Below are 13,471 nucleotides of genomic sequence, written 5' to 3' on the forward strand. Positions count from 1 at the left end.
GATTAATCGGGCTGCTCGAGTGATTTGATGTAATCGTAAATCGCCAGCTGTGCGCGTACTTTGCGACGATTGCCGCGCGGCACGTAGCGATTGCTCAGTTCTTTATCAATGTACCGGGCTTTTACCGTATCACTGAACAGAATGTCAATGATATCCAGAACGCGCTGTTTAAGCCGTGGATCGAGCAGCGGTGCTGCCACTTCGATACGGTAATCAATATTACGGGTCATCCAGTCAGCGGAAGAGAGCCAGACTCGCTTATCGCCGCCGTTCTCAAAAATATAGATGCGATCGTGCTCAAGATAACGGTCAACGATGCTAATCACGCGAATATTTTCGCTGATGCCTTCAAGCTCCGGGATCAACGAACACATACCGCGCACCAGCAGATTCACCGGCACGCCGGAGCTGGAAGCGGTATAGAGGCGATCCACCAGCCCTTTGTCCACCAGGTTGTTCAGCTTCAGCGTAATGCCGGAAGGCTGTCCATTCTGCGCGTTGGCGATCTCGGCATCGATCATGTCATACAGCAGGCGGCGCGAGTTTTGCGGCGACACCAGCAGGTAATCGAAATTCACCGGGCGATACGGGTTCTCAATAAAGTTAAACACCCGGCGCACTTCATTGGTAATGCGCGCATCGGCCGTAATCAGCGAGTAGTCGGTATATAGACGTGCTGTTTTCTCGTTAAAGTTCCCGGTACCGATATGCGCGTAGCGCACCACTTCTTCACCTTCCATGCGGGAGATAAGGAACAGCTTGGCGTGAATTTTTAAACCTGGTGCCGAGAAGATCACCTGCACGCCCGCTTCCGTCAGCCGTTTCGCCCAGTGGATGTTGGCTTCTTCATCGAAACGCGCCTGCAACTCCACCACCACGGTCACTTTTTTGCCGTTGTGCGCCGCATGGATCATCGAATCAATAATGCGTGAGTCTTTCGCCACGCGATAGATATTGATTTTAATCGCCAGCACGCTCGGGTCGAAAGACGCCTGGCGCAGCAGCTCCAGCACGTGCTCGAAGGTGTGGTAGGGGTAATAGAGCAGTACATCGCGTTCGCGAACGGCATCGAAACCGTTGCGGAATTTGTCAAACCAGAGATGGCGCAGACGCGGCATCGGTTTGTTGACGAGGTTGGCTTTGCCGACATTCGGGAAGCCAATAAAGTCTTTAAAGTTGTGGTAACGCCCGCCGGGGATAATGGAGTCATAACGGGAGATGGTCAGCTTCTCACTCAGCATTGCCACCATTGCGTCGGGCATATCGCGCTGGTAAACAAAGCGTACCGGTTCGGCGGTCAGACGCTGTTTCAGGCTCGACGACATCAGCTCCATCAGGCTCGATTCCATCTCGTGCACCAGATCGTATTCGGCATCACGGGTCATCTTCATCGAGTAGGCATTCAGCGAATCGTAATCGAAGAAGCCTTTAAAGATGTCATCAAGGCAGTAGCGCAGAATGTTGTCCAGCAGGATCATCGGTTTGCGGCGACGTGGCGTTTCCGGCGGCAGATTCACGAAACGCGGTACTTTGTCCGACGGGATCTCCAGCAGGGCGTAACGGATATCGTTGCCGCGAATGATCTCGACCGCCAGATAGGTGTAATCATCTTTTAAGAACCGCACCAGGTTGGTTTCACGGTTTATCAACGTCGGCGTAATGTGCTGGCGCAGATACTGCTTGAAGTAGTTGCGCAGCCAGCTTTGCTGGTTTTGCGACAGTTGCCGTTCGTTGATCAGGAAGATTTGGTTGCGTGCCATCTCCAGCAGCAGGTCGTTGTACAGGCTGTCGAATTCCTGGTCGGCCTTCAGCACGCGGGATTGAATTTTGCCCAGCAGATGACGTGAGTTGGTAGTGGTGCCTTGCTCTTCGCTGATGATCAACCGGCGTTTCAGCTCGGCAAAACGCACCTTATAAAATTCATCGAGGTTATTGGAATAGATTCCCAAAAAACGCATGCGCTCGATTAGCGGGTTACTTTTGTCTGCCGCTTCCTGGAGAACACGTTCGTTGAAGCACAACCAGCTTAGTTCTTTTTCGAGATATAACTTTTCCTGACCCATTCCTGTTTACACTCCGGTTCTTACTCGGGACACAGCAATATCTTCTCACTCTTACGGTGTCCGCGACTGACAGGTGAACGTTGCTGGCGTTCCTTCGTATAACACAACTTATTATGGCGAGCTTAGCCCTAAGATGTCCAACTGTGCCAAAAAAGTATGACAGTAATCTTTTTTCTGACTTAAGGTGATGAAAATACTGCGGGGATAAGAATACATTGGGCGCGTTTGACGCCGGATGGCGGCTTCGGCTTATCCGGCCTGATATCGGCCCAGGAAAACAGCGTAGGCCGGATAAGCATCGCGCCATCCGGCAGCAGAACAATAAAGGGGGACGATTATTCGTCGGCCGCATAGCCTTCAGGAGGCAGACAGACGCCATCGAGCCACGCGCTGTTATTCTCCATCTTCAGGCGGCCATCAACGAACCAGCTCACCACCAGCGGATAAATCGCGTGTTCCTGCGCTTGTACGCGGTCGGTGATCTCTTCTTCCGTGTCGCCGTCAAACACCGGGACTTTGGCCTGCAAAATGACCGGGCCGCCATCCAGCTCTTCCGTCACAAAATGCACGCTGGTGCCGTGTACTTCATCGCCATTTTCCAGCACCTGGCGGTGCGTGTTCAGGCCTGGGTATTTCGGCAGCAGTGAAGGGTGAATATTCAGCAGACGTCCGGCGTAATGGGCAACAAATGCCGGGCTGAGGATGCGCATGTAACCTGCCAGCACCACCACATCCGGCGCGTAGGCGTCAATTTCATGCATCAGTTCACGATCGAAGGCATCGCGGCTGGCAAACTGCGAGGCAAGAAGGGCATGCGCAGGAATTGCCGCTTCCCGCGCACGTTCAAGGCCGAACGCGTCGGCCTTGTTACTGAATACTGCCCGCAGGGTGCCGTTGATTTTCTTCTGTTTGCAGGCGTCGATAATCGCCTGCAAATTGCTTCCGTTACCGGAAATCAGCACCACAATGTTTTTCATTCAATGACCACACGCTCACTGGAATCGGATGCTTTGATAATACCGATTTTCCACGCGTTTTCACCTTTGGCATTGAGCAGGGCGATGGCTTTATCCGCTTCCGCGGCAGGCAGCGCGATAACCATACCGACGCCACAGTTGAAGGTGCGGTACATTTCATGACGGCTGACGTTACCGGCGCTTTGCAGCCAGTTGAAGACCGCCGGCCACTGCCAGGAGGATTCGTCGATAACTGCCTGGGTGTTATCTGGCAGCACGCGCGGGATATTTTCCCAGAAACCGCCGCCCGTCAGGTGAGCGATAGCATGTACATCAACGTTTTCAATCAGCTCCAGCACCGATTTCACGTAAATACGCGTCGGTTCCAGCAGGTGATCGGCCAGCGGTTTGCCTTCCAGTTGGGTGGTCAGCGGATCGCAGCCGCTTACTTCTATCACTTTACGCACCAGCGAGTAACCGTTGGAGTGCGGACCGCTGGAAGCCAGCGCCACCAGCACGTCGCCGTCGGCCACTTTGGAGCCGTCAATAATTTCTGCTTTCTCTACCACGCCCACGCAGAAACCGGCCACGTCGTAATCTTCACCGTGATACATGCCCGGCATCTCTGCGGTTTCGCCGCCAACCAGCGCACAACCGGATTGCAGGCAACCTTCGGCGATGCCATTGATCACGCTGGCGGCGGTATCCACGTCCAGCTTGCCGGTGGCGTAATAGTCGAGGAAGAACAGTGGCTCAGCGCCCTGTACCACCAGGTCGTTTACACACATGGCGACCAGGTCGATACCGATGGTGTCATGACGTTTCAGATCCATTGCCAGACGCAGCTTGGTGCCAACGCCATCAGTGCCGGAAACCAATACCGGTTCACGATATTTTTGCGGCAGAGCGCACAGCGCGCCGAAGCCGCCCAGACCGCCCATCACTTCCGGACGGCGGGTCTTCTTCACCACGCCTTTGATTCGGTCAACCAGAGCATTGCCTGCATCAATATCAACACCGGCATCTTTATAGCTGAGAGAGGTTTTATCGGTCACTGCTTCAGTCCCCACGCGTTTTCTTGCGGTAGAAATAAAATTCGGCGCAATTCTAGCAGCCCAGGCAAACGTTTGCGAGCCTATTATTGCCGGGCGTACCTTATAAGTTCCGATATACTATTTTCCAGCCTGATTGATCGCGATCAAGCGGCTATCTGTAGCGCAACGGAAAAAAAGCGGTATAATCCGGCGATTTTTTTTGTGGCTGCCACCTGTCAGGGGAAAGGAGAAGAGTATGAAGGTCGTGGAAGTTAAACACCCACTCGTCAAACACAAGCTTGGGTTGATGCGTGAAAACGATATCAGCACCAAACGCTTTCGTGAACTCGCCTCAGAAGTGGGCAGCCTGCTGACGTATGAAGCGACGGCTGACCTCGAAACCGAAAAAGTCACCATCGAAGGCTGGAACGGCCCGGTGGAGGTTGAGCAGATCAAAGGTAAAAAAATTACCGTGGTGCCGATTCTGCGTGCCGGTCTGGGCATGATGGAAGGCGTGCTGGAGCACGTGCCGAGCGCGCGCATCAGCGTGGTCGGTATCTACCGTAATGAAGAAACGCTGGAGCCGGTACCGTACTTCCAGAAACTGGTGTCCAACATCGACGAGCGTATGGCGCTGGTGGTTGACCCGATGCTGGCGACCGGTGGTTCAATGATTGCCACCATCGATCTGCTGAAAAACGCAGGCTGTCACAGCATCAAAGTTCTGGTGCTGGTTGCCGCGCCGGAAGGTCTGGCGGCGCTGGAGAAAGCGCACCCGGACGTCGAGCTGTATACCGCGGCGATCGACAAGGGCCTCAATGAGCACGGCTACATTATTCCGGGCCTCGGCGATGCCGGTGACAAAATCTTTGGTACGAAGTAACGCATGACAAATCGAAAGCCGACTTTGATAGTCGGCTTTTTTTTGGATTCATAAACTGCCCGCCGCAAAGGACGGGGAGATAAACAACAACACTCAGAGGAAAAACATTATGACGCGCCGTGCTATCGGGGTGAGTGAAAGACCGCCGCTTTTGCAGACGATCCCGCTTAGTTTGCAGCACCTGTTCGCCATGTTTGGCGCGACCGTGCTGGTGCCAATCCTGTTTCACATTAACCCGGCCACCGTGCTGCTGTTCAATGGTATCGGGACGCTGCTTTATCTCTTCATCTGTAAGGGGAAAATCCCGGCTTACCTCGGTTCCAGCTTTGCGTTTATCTCGCCGGTGCTGCTGCTGTTGCCGCTCGGTTATGAAGTGGCGCTGGGCGGTTTCATTATGTGCGGCGTCTTGTTCTGCATCGTCTCCTTTATCGTTAAGAAAGCCGGTACCGGCTGGCTGGATGTGATGTTCCCGCCTGCGGCAATGGGCGCTATCGTGGCGGTTATCGGCCTGGAACTGGCGGGTGTGGCGGCGAATATGGCCGGTCTGTTGCCGGCTGAAGGCCAAAGCGCGGATAGTAAAACGGTGATCATTTCGATGGTCACGCTGGGCGTAACGGTGTTTGGTTCCGTGCTGTTCCGTGGCTTTATGGCGATTATCCCGATCCTCATCGGTGTGCTGGCGGGCTACGCGCTCTCCTTCGTCATGGGCGTTGTCGATACCACGCCGATCGCGCAGGCGCACTGGTTTGCGCTGCCGACATTCTATACGCCGCGTTTCGAGTGGTTTGCCATTTTCACCATTCTGCCTGCGGCGCTGGTGGTGATTGCCGAGCACGTGGGGCATCTGGTGGTGACGGCGAATATCATCAAAAAAGATCTGATTCGCGATCCGGGCCTGCATCGTTCGATGTTTGCTAACGGTTTCTCGACGATCATTTCCGGCTGCTTTGGCTCCACGCCGAATACCACTTACGGTGAGAACATCGGTGTAATGGCCATCACCCGCGTTTACAGCACCTGGGTTATCGGCGGCGCGGCTGTTATCGCGATCCTGCTCTCCTGCGTCGGCAAACTGGCGGCGGCGATCCAGATCATCCCGGTTCCGGTCATGGGCGGTGTATCGCTGCTGCTGTACGGCGTGATTGGCGCATCCGGTATTCGCGTATTGATTGAATCGAAAGTCGATTACAGCAAAGCGCAGAACCTGATCCTCACTTCCGTCATTCTGATCATCGGCGTCAGCGGCGCGAAAGTGCACATTGGCGCGGCGGAACTGAAGGGCATGGCGCTGGCGACCATTGTTGGCGTTTGTCTGAGCCTGATCTTCAAACTGATTAGCGTACTGCGCCCGGAAGAAGTGGTGCTGGACGCGCAGGACAACGACGCCGCGAAGGGTTAATGCCTGTTGTTTGAGCCGGGTTTCGCGCCCGGTTCAAACTTTGCCATGTTTTATGGTAAACTCGCTGCGTTTTTTGTAAGCCCTGTTGAGGTCCCTCTGAACACACCGGCACAGCTCTCTTTGCCATTATATTTACCCGACGATGAAACCTTCGCGAGTTTCTGGCCGGGTGATAACCCCTCTTTACTGGCGGCGTTGCAAAACGTTCTGCGCCAGGCACACAGCGGATACATCTATTTCTGGTCGCGTGAAGGCGCCGGGCGTAGCCATTTGCTGCACGCCGCATGTGCGGAGCTCTCCAGGCGCGGCGATGCCGTTGGCTATGTGCCGCTGGATAAACGCACCTGGTTCGTACCGGAAGTGCTGGAGGGTATGGATCAACTCTCGCTGGTGTGTATCGATAATATCGAATGCATTGCCGGTGACGAGCCGTGGGAAATGGCGATCTTCAACCTCTATAACCGCATTCTTGAACAGGGCAAAACCCGTCTGCTGATCACCGGCGATCGTCCGCCGCGCCAGTTGAATCTTGGGCTGCCGGATCTGGCTTCGCGGCTGGACTGGGGGCAGATCTACAAGCTGCAACCGCTCTCCGATGAAGACAAGCTACAGGCGCTGCAGCTGCGTGCGCGCATTCGTGGTTTTGAATTGCCGGAAGATGTGGGCCGTTTTCTGCTCAAACGGCTGGACAGAGAAATGCGTACGCTGTTCGATACTCTCGATGTGCTGGATCGCGCTTCCATTACCGCCCAGCGCAAGCTGACCATCCCGTTTGTGAAAGATATTCTCAAGTTATAAATCATGGCCGGATGGCGGTTACGTCTTATCCGGCCTGCACGGTTTGCAGGCCCGGTAAGCGTAGCGCCACCGGGCAATCAAATTTAACCGATAATGTCTAAAACCTGCTCCGGCGGACGGCCGATACGCGCTTTACCGTTTGCCACCACAATCGGGCGCTCAATCAGCTTCGGGTTATCCACCAGCGCCTGCACCAATTCCTGTTCGGATAATGTGTTATCACCAAGGTTCAGGGACTTATACAGATCCTCTTTCGTGCGCATCAGTTCCCGTGCGCTGGACATGCCGAGCATCTGCAGCAGTTGTTTGATGGTCGCCGCATCCGGCGGCGTCTCCAGATAGAGCACCACCTGCGGCTCGACGCCGTTCTCTTTCAGCAGGTTCAGGGTTTCACGGCTCTTTGAGCAGCGAGGGTTATGGTAGATTTGCACCGCGTCTGACATCTCTTCTCCTTGTTACATCTTCTGATACGGTTTGAAGCGCTGCTGCAACTGGCGCAGCTGATCAATACGCGCATCATAACGTGCCTGTTGCAGGCTGCCGAGTTTCACCTGCGAACTGGCGCTGCTCAATAATGTGATGGCTTGATCCAGTTTGCCCACCAGCGCCAGGCTTTCCGCGCGGGCGGCCAGCTCCTGGTCGCGATTGCCTAGTGCGGCTTCCGCCTGCGCCAGCAGATCCCAGCCATTCACATCATCTTTATAGGTAAAGGTGTAACGGTTGAGGATCCGCGCCGTTTCCGCCGGTTGCCCGCCTTCCAGGTAGGCGTTCGCCAGGTTGAGCTGCAACACCGGGTTGGTTTTCAGCTCGCTGGCGGCGTTCAGGCGCTTAATCGCATCGGCGCTTTTGTTCTGCCCCAAATCGATATCGGTCGCCAGATCGAGATACCAGGCGTTATTCGGATCGGCACTCAGCAACGGTTGCAACGCTTTCGCCGCTTCAGGGAACTTTTTCGCTTCCATTGCCTGCAGGGCGCGGCCATATTGCGCGGCGCGCTGCTCACGCACATTGCCTTTCGACCAGCCATCCAGCAAGTCATCGGTCAGTTGGTTACGCCCGGAGTTATACATGCCGAGTGCCCTGACTTTGGCCATGTAGAACGCTTCCGAAGACTGAACCACCACCGGACGCATCTGGTTAGCGCGGTTACGCGCATCGGCAAGGCGGCTTTCCGGCAGGGGGTGCGTCAGCAGAATTTCCGGCGGACGGGTTGAATAGCGTGACTGATCAAGCAGTTTTTCGAGGAATGTCGGCATTGCCTGCGGGTCGAAACCGGAACGCTGCAGCACCTGGATGCCGATACGATCCGCTTCCTGTTCGTTCTGCTGGGTAAAGCTGATCAGGCCCTGTTGCGTGCCCGCTAGCGTCCCGGTAAGCGCCGCCATCCCCGCTTGCGGGCTGGCCATCGCTAACAGGATTGAACCCAGCGCGCCGGCCCAGGTGAGCGGGGCGCTGCGTTTTTGATCTTCCATCGCGCGCGCCAGGTGGCGCTGCGTGACGTGGGAAATTTCGTGCGCCATCACCGAGGCGAGCTGGCTCTCGTTGTCCGTGTAACGGAAAAGCGCAGAGTGCAACACGACATTGCCGCCGAAAAAGGCGAAGGCGTTGATTTCGTCGTTATTGACGAGGTAGAAGTGAAACGGGGTTTTTACGGAGTCAGCATGCGCCACCAGCCGCATGCCCAGTGCATTAATGTACTGCACCAGCAGTGGATCGTTAATCAGCGGCGCGCTGCCGCGTAGCTGGCGCACATAGTAGTCGCCCATCTGCATCTCCTGTCCAATGGAGAGCGTACTGCCGGCGGACGTGCCCATATCTGGCAGGTTGTCTGCCGAATCGGCCCATGCCGGAATAACCGTACCTGCCGCCACTGTAGCGATAAGGGTTGCGACCAGCGTTCGTTTCAACTGCCTGAACATAACCTCACCTGTTTGTTTGGAAACACCTGTATGACCGGATTTTTCTTGCTTCGTTCCGGTAAACGCCTGGCAAGTTTAGCGGTCTTCGCCGCGAAAAAACATCCCGAACGACCGCATGTTATGTTTCTCGTAAAGCGTACGAAAAGCGAAGTCTTTTTTGTGACATTTCGATACAATTCCACTTCTTACCCCTCAGCCCACAAGGCTTATGAAGGAACGTTATGCTTGAAATGTTGATGCAGTGGTATCGCCGTCGCTTCAGCGACCCGGAGGCGATTGCGCTGCTGGTCATTCTGCTTGCCGGATTCTGTATCCTCTTCTTCTTTAGCGGCCTGCTTGCGCCGCTGCTGGTGGCGCTGGTTATCGCTTACCTGCTGGAGTGGCCAACCGTTCGTCTGGAAAGAATCGGCTGTTCGCGCAACTGGGCGGCGTCGATTGTGCTGGTGCTGTTTGTCGGCATTCTGCTGGTGATGGCCTTTGTGGTGATGCCGGTAGCCTGGCAGCAGGGGATTTACCTGATCCGCGACATGCCCGGCATGTTGAGCAAACTCTCTGATTTCGCCGCCACGCTGCCGCGCCGTTATCCGGCGCTAATGGATGCGGGCATCATTGATGCGATGGCGGAAAATATGCGCTCGCGCATGCTGACAATGGGCGATTCGGTGGTGAAATACTCCCTCGCTTCGCTGGTCGGGCTGTTGACGCTGGCGGTCTATCTGGTGCTGGTGCCGCTGATGGTCTTTTTTCTTGTCAAAGACAAAGAGCAGATGCTTAACGCCGTGCGCCGCGTCTTGCCGCGCAATCGCGGGCTGGCGGGGCAGGTGTGGAAAGAGATGAACCAGCAGATCACCAACTATATTCGCGGCAAAGTGCTGGAGATGATTGTCGTCGGCATCGCCACCTGGATTGGTTTCATTCTGTTTGGCCTTAACTATTCGCTGCTGCTGGCGGTGCTGGTCGGTTTCTCGGTGTTGATCCCTTACATCGGCGCTTTTGTGGTCACCATTCCGGTGGTCGGCGTGGCGCTGTTCCAGTTTGGCCTCGGCACTGAGTTCTGGAGCTGCTTTGCGGTGTATCTGATTATTCAGGCGCTGGATGGCAATTTGCTGGTGCCGGTGCTGTTCTCCGAAGCGGTAAACCTGCATCCGCTGGTGATCATTCTGTCGGTGATCATTTTCGGTGGGCTCTGGGGTTTTTGGGGCGTTTTCTTTGCCATTCCGCTCGCCACGCTGATTCAGGCGGTGATCCACGCCTGGCCGGATTCGCCTGCCATCGAAGAGTAGCGCCACCGGGCGGCGCACGCATTGCCGCCCGGCATCGGGCTTAATGTCCGGCATGGTCATTACGCAGATAGATAATCCAGTACGTCACGCCGACTAACACTCCGCCGCCAATGATATTGCCAATCGTGACCGGAATCAGGTTATCGGTAATTACCCTGCTGAAGGTTAACGCCGGGAAGTTATCCGGCGAACTGTGCACCGTCGCCCAGAAACTTGCCGGGGCAAAATCGCGGATAATGACCGCCAGCGGCAGCAGAAACATATTGGCAATGCTGTGTTCAAAACCGCTGGCGACAAACATGCCGATCGGCAGCAGCATCGCCATAATTTTGTCCGTCAGCGTATGGCCGGAATAACTGATCCAAACCGCCAGGCAGACCATCAGATTACACAGCGTCCCGAGGCACACCGCCTCAATAAAGGTGTGATGCATTTTATGATCGGCGGTTTGCAACACGTTCAGCCCCCACAGGCCGTTGCTGCTCATCGTCTGCCCGGCAAACCAAATCAGCGCGACAAAAAACAGCGCACCGACCAGATTGCCGAGATAAACAATGACCCAGTTGCCGATCAGTTGCCGCCAGCTTATCAGGCCGCTGGCTTTCGCCATCACCGTCAGTACGGTTGAGGTAAAGAGATCCGCGCCGCACACCACCACCAGAATAAGCCCCAGCGAGAAACAGACGCCGCCCGCCAGTTTTGCCAGCGCGGTGGCAGGCGCAGGCCCGCTGGTGACGGTGATATAAAAGACAAAAGCAATCGAGATAAATACGCCCGCCGTTACCGCGAGAAAGAACGACAACTCTTTCTTCTTGCTGACTTTATACAAACCTGACTGTTCGGCGACTTTTGCCATTTCCGCAGGAAGTCGCAGGTCAAACGCGTTGCCGGTATCCATTTGATTCTCCTGATGCAATATCAATGAAGGCGTGGCTTCAGGCCACTCGCCGTCATATGCATAGCCCGTACCAGCCGCGGCAGGAGAATCAGCGGGAAAGTGTCAACCCGTTCACAAAAATGATCACAGCACTTCGCGTACCGCAATACCGAGGCGCTGCATGCGTGATAACAACGTGGTGCGCTTCATACCAAGCCGCGCAGCCGCACCGCGAGGGCCAGCGACAATGCCGTTGGTTTCGCGCAGTACCTGAATAATGCGTGCCCGCTCCTCTTCGTCATTTTCCGGCGGTTCGGGGTGCATCATCTCCGCCACTTTCGGCAGCGGGAAGGGGAAAGGATCGTGAACCACCGGCTGCACCATACTGACCGGCTGCGCATTGAGGTGCAGATTCAGTGTGTTATCGCGTGAAAGCAATACCGCACGTTCAATCACGTTCTCCAGTTCACGCACGTTGCCGGGCCATTCGTAGCGCATCAACTGGCGGAGAGTCTCTGCCGGGATGGTATCAATGGTGCGGTTCAGGCGACGCGCCAGTTTTTGCGTGAAATAGCGTGCCAGCAGCGGAATGTCATCCGGGCGCTCGCGCAGCGGCGGCAGCACCAGCGGGAAGACATTCAGGCGATAAAAGAGATCGTTGCGAAACTCGCGGTCGATCACCATCTGGCGTAGATCGCGGTTGGTGGCGGCAATCACCCGCACATTCACCGGGATGGTCCGGTTGCCGCCGATGCGTTCGATCTCGCGCTCCTGCAATACGCGCAGCAGCTTGGGTTGCAGTTCAAGCGGCATATCGCCGATCTCATCGAGGAACAGAGTGCCCTCATCGGCCATTTCAAAGCGTCCGCGATGCGTGTTGATCGCACCGGTAAAGGCACCTTTATCGTGACCAAACAGTTCGCTTTCCAGCAGGCTGGAGGGGATCGCGGCACAGTTGATTTTCACCAGCGGTTTATCTTTACGCGGGCTCATCTGATGCAGCGCGCGGGCGATGATCTCTTTCCCGGTGCCGGTTTCGCCGAGGATCAGCACCGTGCTGTCGCTCAGGGCGACAATATTGACCTGCTGGAGCACGTCGCGCATCGCCTCGCTCTGGTAAATAATGTCGCCGAAACTCTGGCTGGAGGCGATCTGCTCGTTGAGCTGGCGGTTTTCGCTGTTCAGATTCTCTTTCAGATGGATAACTTTGCGGTACGCGTCGGCATTATCGACGGCGATACCAATTCTGTCGGCAATCTGCTGTAGCAATCGACAATTTTGTTCAGTGAAAACGGATGCCTCATGGTGCGCCAGTAGCAGCACGCCCGTGGACTGGTGGCTGTAGGCCAGCGGCAAAATAAACACCGTGTTCAGCCCCTGCAGCGCCAACTGACTGAGCACCGCATCGCTGTGCCACAGCGCCGCATCCTGATCCTGCTGGAGCAGCGCGCCGCGATGTTCGTTCAGCGCGGCCAGCAACACCGGGCTTTCACTGCGTAGCGGGAATCGCTCTGTCTGTGGCGGGCAACTGGGAAAATGGGTGACGTGGCAGTTAAGCTGGTGTGAATGCAGCGTATCGCGCAGCACCATGCGAATATTATCGATGCCGAAAAAGCGGTGGATCTCCTGCGAAACATCCGCCACCAGATCGTCAAGATCGAGATGCGACAGCACCGAGTTAGTGATGTCCACCAGCACCCGGTGGTGATCGCGCTCTTCGCGCAACGCAGTGACTGACTGGCGGAGTTTTTCGCTCGCCAGCCTCTCCTCCAGCGCCTGCGTCGCCAGCCGCGTCAACCAGGCAAACAGCGCATTCTCTTGCGGGCTGAAAGTGCCGCCGTCGGTGCGCACAAAGCGCAGTTCTGCCACATCGCTGCCTTCCAGCAGCACCACGTGCAGCGAGCTGTCGCTGATTGTGTCGCCGTATTCGGCCGTGCAAAACGCCGCGCTGCCATCATCAAAACAGCGCCAGAAAGGGGCGTTATTGAGACGTAATTCAATAAACTGCACGGGGCTGAAGGGGGGCGGCAGGGGGATAAACGCCTGAAGAAGTGAAGCCTTATCATTCTGTTCCAGCAACTGCTGTAAGATCATGGATACGTCGCCCTTCCAGATTTAGCGAGCGTCATTTAAGCCGCAGGTGCGTTGCCTTTCCTTGCCTGGCTGATGCCAGATTCGCTGCGTTTTCCCTGACTGCAACCTGAATGACCTGCTAAAAAGCATGCAAATAAACGCAGTTTTCTCACCAGTTAACCGGTT

At 55.7% G+C, this 13,471-nt stretch carries 11 protein-coding genes; 4 read left to right on the forward strand and 7 right to left on the reverse strand.

Annotated features, from left to right (window positions below; translation table 11 throughout):
- Positions 1–2: 2 nt before the first annotated feature.
- The 3 genes from ppk1 to purM all read right to left on the reverse strand — a co-directional run bounded on the left by ppk1 (position 3) and on the right by purM (position 4,074).
- Positions 3–2,063, reverse strand: a complete 2,061-nt coding sequence (ppk1, locus tag CWM66_RS23230) for a polyphosphate kinase 1 (protein ID WP_007370851.1) — start codon at positions 2,061–2,063, stop codon at positions 3–5.
- Between the two features lie 335 nt (positions 2,064–2,398).
- Entirely contained in the window at positions 2,399–3,040 is a 642-nt protein-coding gene (gene purN, locus CWM66_RS23235) for a phosphoribosylglycinamide formyltransferase (protein WP_007370853.1), read from the reverse strand.
- Complete coding sequence (gene purM / locus CWM66_RS23240) at positions 3,037–4,074, reverse strand: phosphoribosylformylglycinamidine cyclo-ligase (RefSeq protein WP_007370854.1); 1,038 nt, start codon at positions 4,072–4,074, stop codon at positions 3,037–3,039. Before purM ends, purN begins: the two co-directional genes overlap by 4 nt.
- A gap of 235 nt (positions 4,075–4,309) precedes the next feature.
- Between purM and upp the strand changes: the two genes are divergently transcribed.
- The 3 genes from upp (at position 4,310) to CWM66_RS23255 (ending at position 7,133) form a co-directional block, all read left to right on the forward strand.
- Positions 4,310–4,936: a uracil phosphoribosyltransferase gene (gene upp / locus CWM66_RS23245; RefSeq protein WP_007370856.1), complete on the forward strand. Its 627-nt coding sequence runs from the start codon at positions 4,310–4,312 to the stop codon at positions 4,934–4,936.
- A 109-nt stretch (positions 4,937–5,045) separates the two neighbouring features.
- Positions 5,046–6,335 (forward strand): uracil permease, encoded by a 1,290-nt coding sequence (gene uraA, locus CWM66_RS23250; RefSeq protein ID WP_007370857.1) that lies wholly within the window; start codon positions 5,046–5,048, stop codon positions 6,333–6,335.
- Positions 6,336–6,431: 96 nt separating this feature from the next.
- Complete coding sequence (locus CWM66_RS23255; protein ID WP_216637211.1) at positions 6,432–7,133, forward strand: DnaA inactivator Hda; 702 nt, start codon at positions 6,432–6,434, stop codon at positions 7,131–7,133.
- Between the two features lie 83 nt (positions 7,134–7,216).
- Here CWM66_RS23255 and arsC read toward each other — a convergent pair whose 3' ends face one another.
- Both arsC and bepA read right to left on the reverse strand, forming a co-directional pair.
- Positions 7,217–7,576: an arsenate reductase (glutaredoxin) gene (arsC, locus tag CWM66_RS23260; RefSeq protein WP_035888115.1), complete on the reverse strand. Its 360-nt coding sequence runs from the start codon at positions 7,574–7,576 to the stop codon at positions 7,217–7,219.
- Between the two features lie 12 nt (positions 7,577–7,588).
- Entirely contained in the window at positions 7,589–9,052 is a 1,464-nt protein-coding gene (gene bepA / locus CWM66_RS23265) for a beta-barrel assembly-enhancing protease (protein ID WP_007370860.1), read from the reverse strand.
- A 221-nt stretch (positions 9,053–9,273) separates the two neighbouring features.
- Here bepA and CWM66_RS23270 point away from each other — a divergent pair, with 221 nt between their 5' ends.
- The gene (locus tag CWM66_RS23270) at positions 9,274–10,335 is read left to right on the forward strand and encodes an AI-2E family transporter (RefSeq protein WP_007370861.1); all 1,062 of its coding nucleotides are present in this window, start codon (positions 9,274–9,276) and stop codon (positions 10,333–10,335) included.
- Positions 10,336–10,375: 40 nt separating this feature from the next.
- On the opposite strand, the gene focA is transcribed toward CWM66_RS23270, so the two are convergent.
- The gene (gene focA / locus CWM66_RS23275; protein ID WP_107147357.1) at positions 10,376–11,233 is read right to left on the reverse strand and encodes a formate transporter FocA; all 858 of its coding nucleotides are present in this window, start codon (positions 11,231–11,233) and stop codon (positions 10,376–10,378) included.
- A gap of 123 nt (positions 11,234–11,356) precedes the next feature.
- On the reverse strand, positions 11,357–13,306 hold the full coding sequence (locus tag CWM66_RS23280) for a sigma 54-interacting transcriptional regulator (RefSeq protein ID WP_107147359.1): 1,950 nt from the start codon (positions 13,304–13,306) through the stop codon (positions 11,357–11,359).
- Positions 13,307–13,471: the final 165 nt, after the last annotated feature.

Origin of the sequence: Kosakonia sp. H7A, from assembly GCF_003028445.1 — a bacterium.
Classification (GTDB): Bacteria; Pseudomonadota; Gammaproteobacteria; order Enterobacterales; family Enterobacteriaceae; genus Kosakonia; species Kosakonia radicincitans.

Coding starts and splice junctions, on each gene's coding strand:
- purN (WP_007370853.1), bottom strand. CDS start 3,040: ATGAAAAACATTGTGGTGCTGATTTCCGGTAACGGAAGCAATTTGCAG.
- ppk1 (WP_007370851.1), bottom strand. CDS start 2,063: ATGGGTCAGGAAAAGTTATATCTCGAAAAAGAACTAAGCTGGTTGTGC.
- bepA (WP_007370860.1), bottom strand. CDS start 9,052: ATGTTCAGGCAGTTGAAACGAACGCTGGTCGCAACCCTTATCGCTACA.
- uraA (WP_007370857.1), top strand. CDS start 5,046: ATGACGCGCCGTGCTATCGGGGTGAGTGAAAGACCGCCGCTTTTGCAG.
- arsC (WP_035888115.1), bottom strand. CDS start 7,576: ATGTCAGACGCGGTGCAAATCTACCATAACCCTCGCTGCTCAAAGAGC.
- CWM66_RS23280 (WP_107147359.1), bottom strand. CDS start 13,306: ATGATCTTACAGCAGTTGCTGGAACAGAATGATAAGGCTTCACTTCTT.
- CWM66_RS23270 (WP_007370861.1), top strand. CDS start 9,274: ATGCTTGAAATGTTGATGCAGTGGTATCGCCGTCGCTTCAGCGACCCG.
- upp (WP_007370856.1), top strand. CDS start 4,310: ATGAAGGTCGTGGAAGTTAAACACCCACTCGTCAAACACAAGCTTGGG.
- focA (WP_107147357.1), bottom strand. CDS start 11,233: ATGGATACCGGCAACGCGTTTGACCTGCGACTTCCTGCGGAAATGGCA.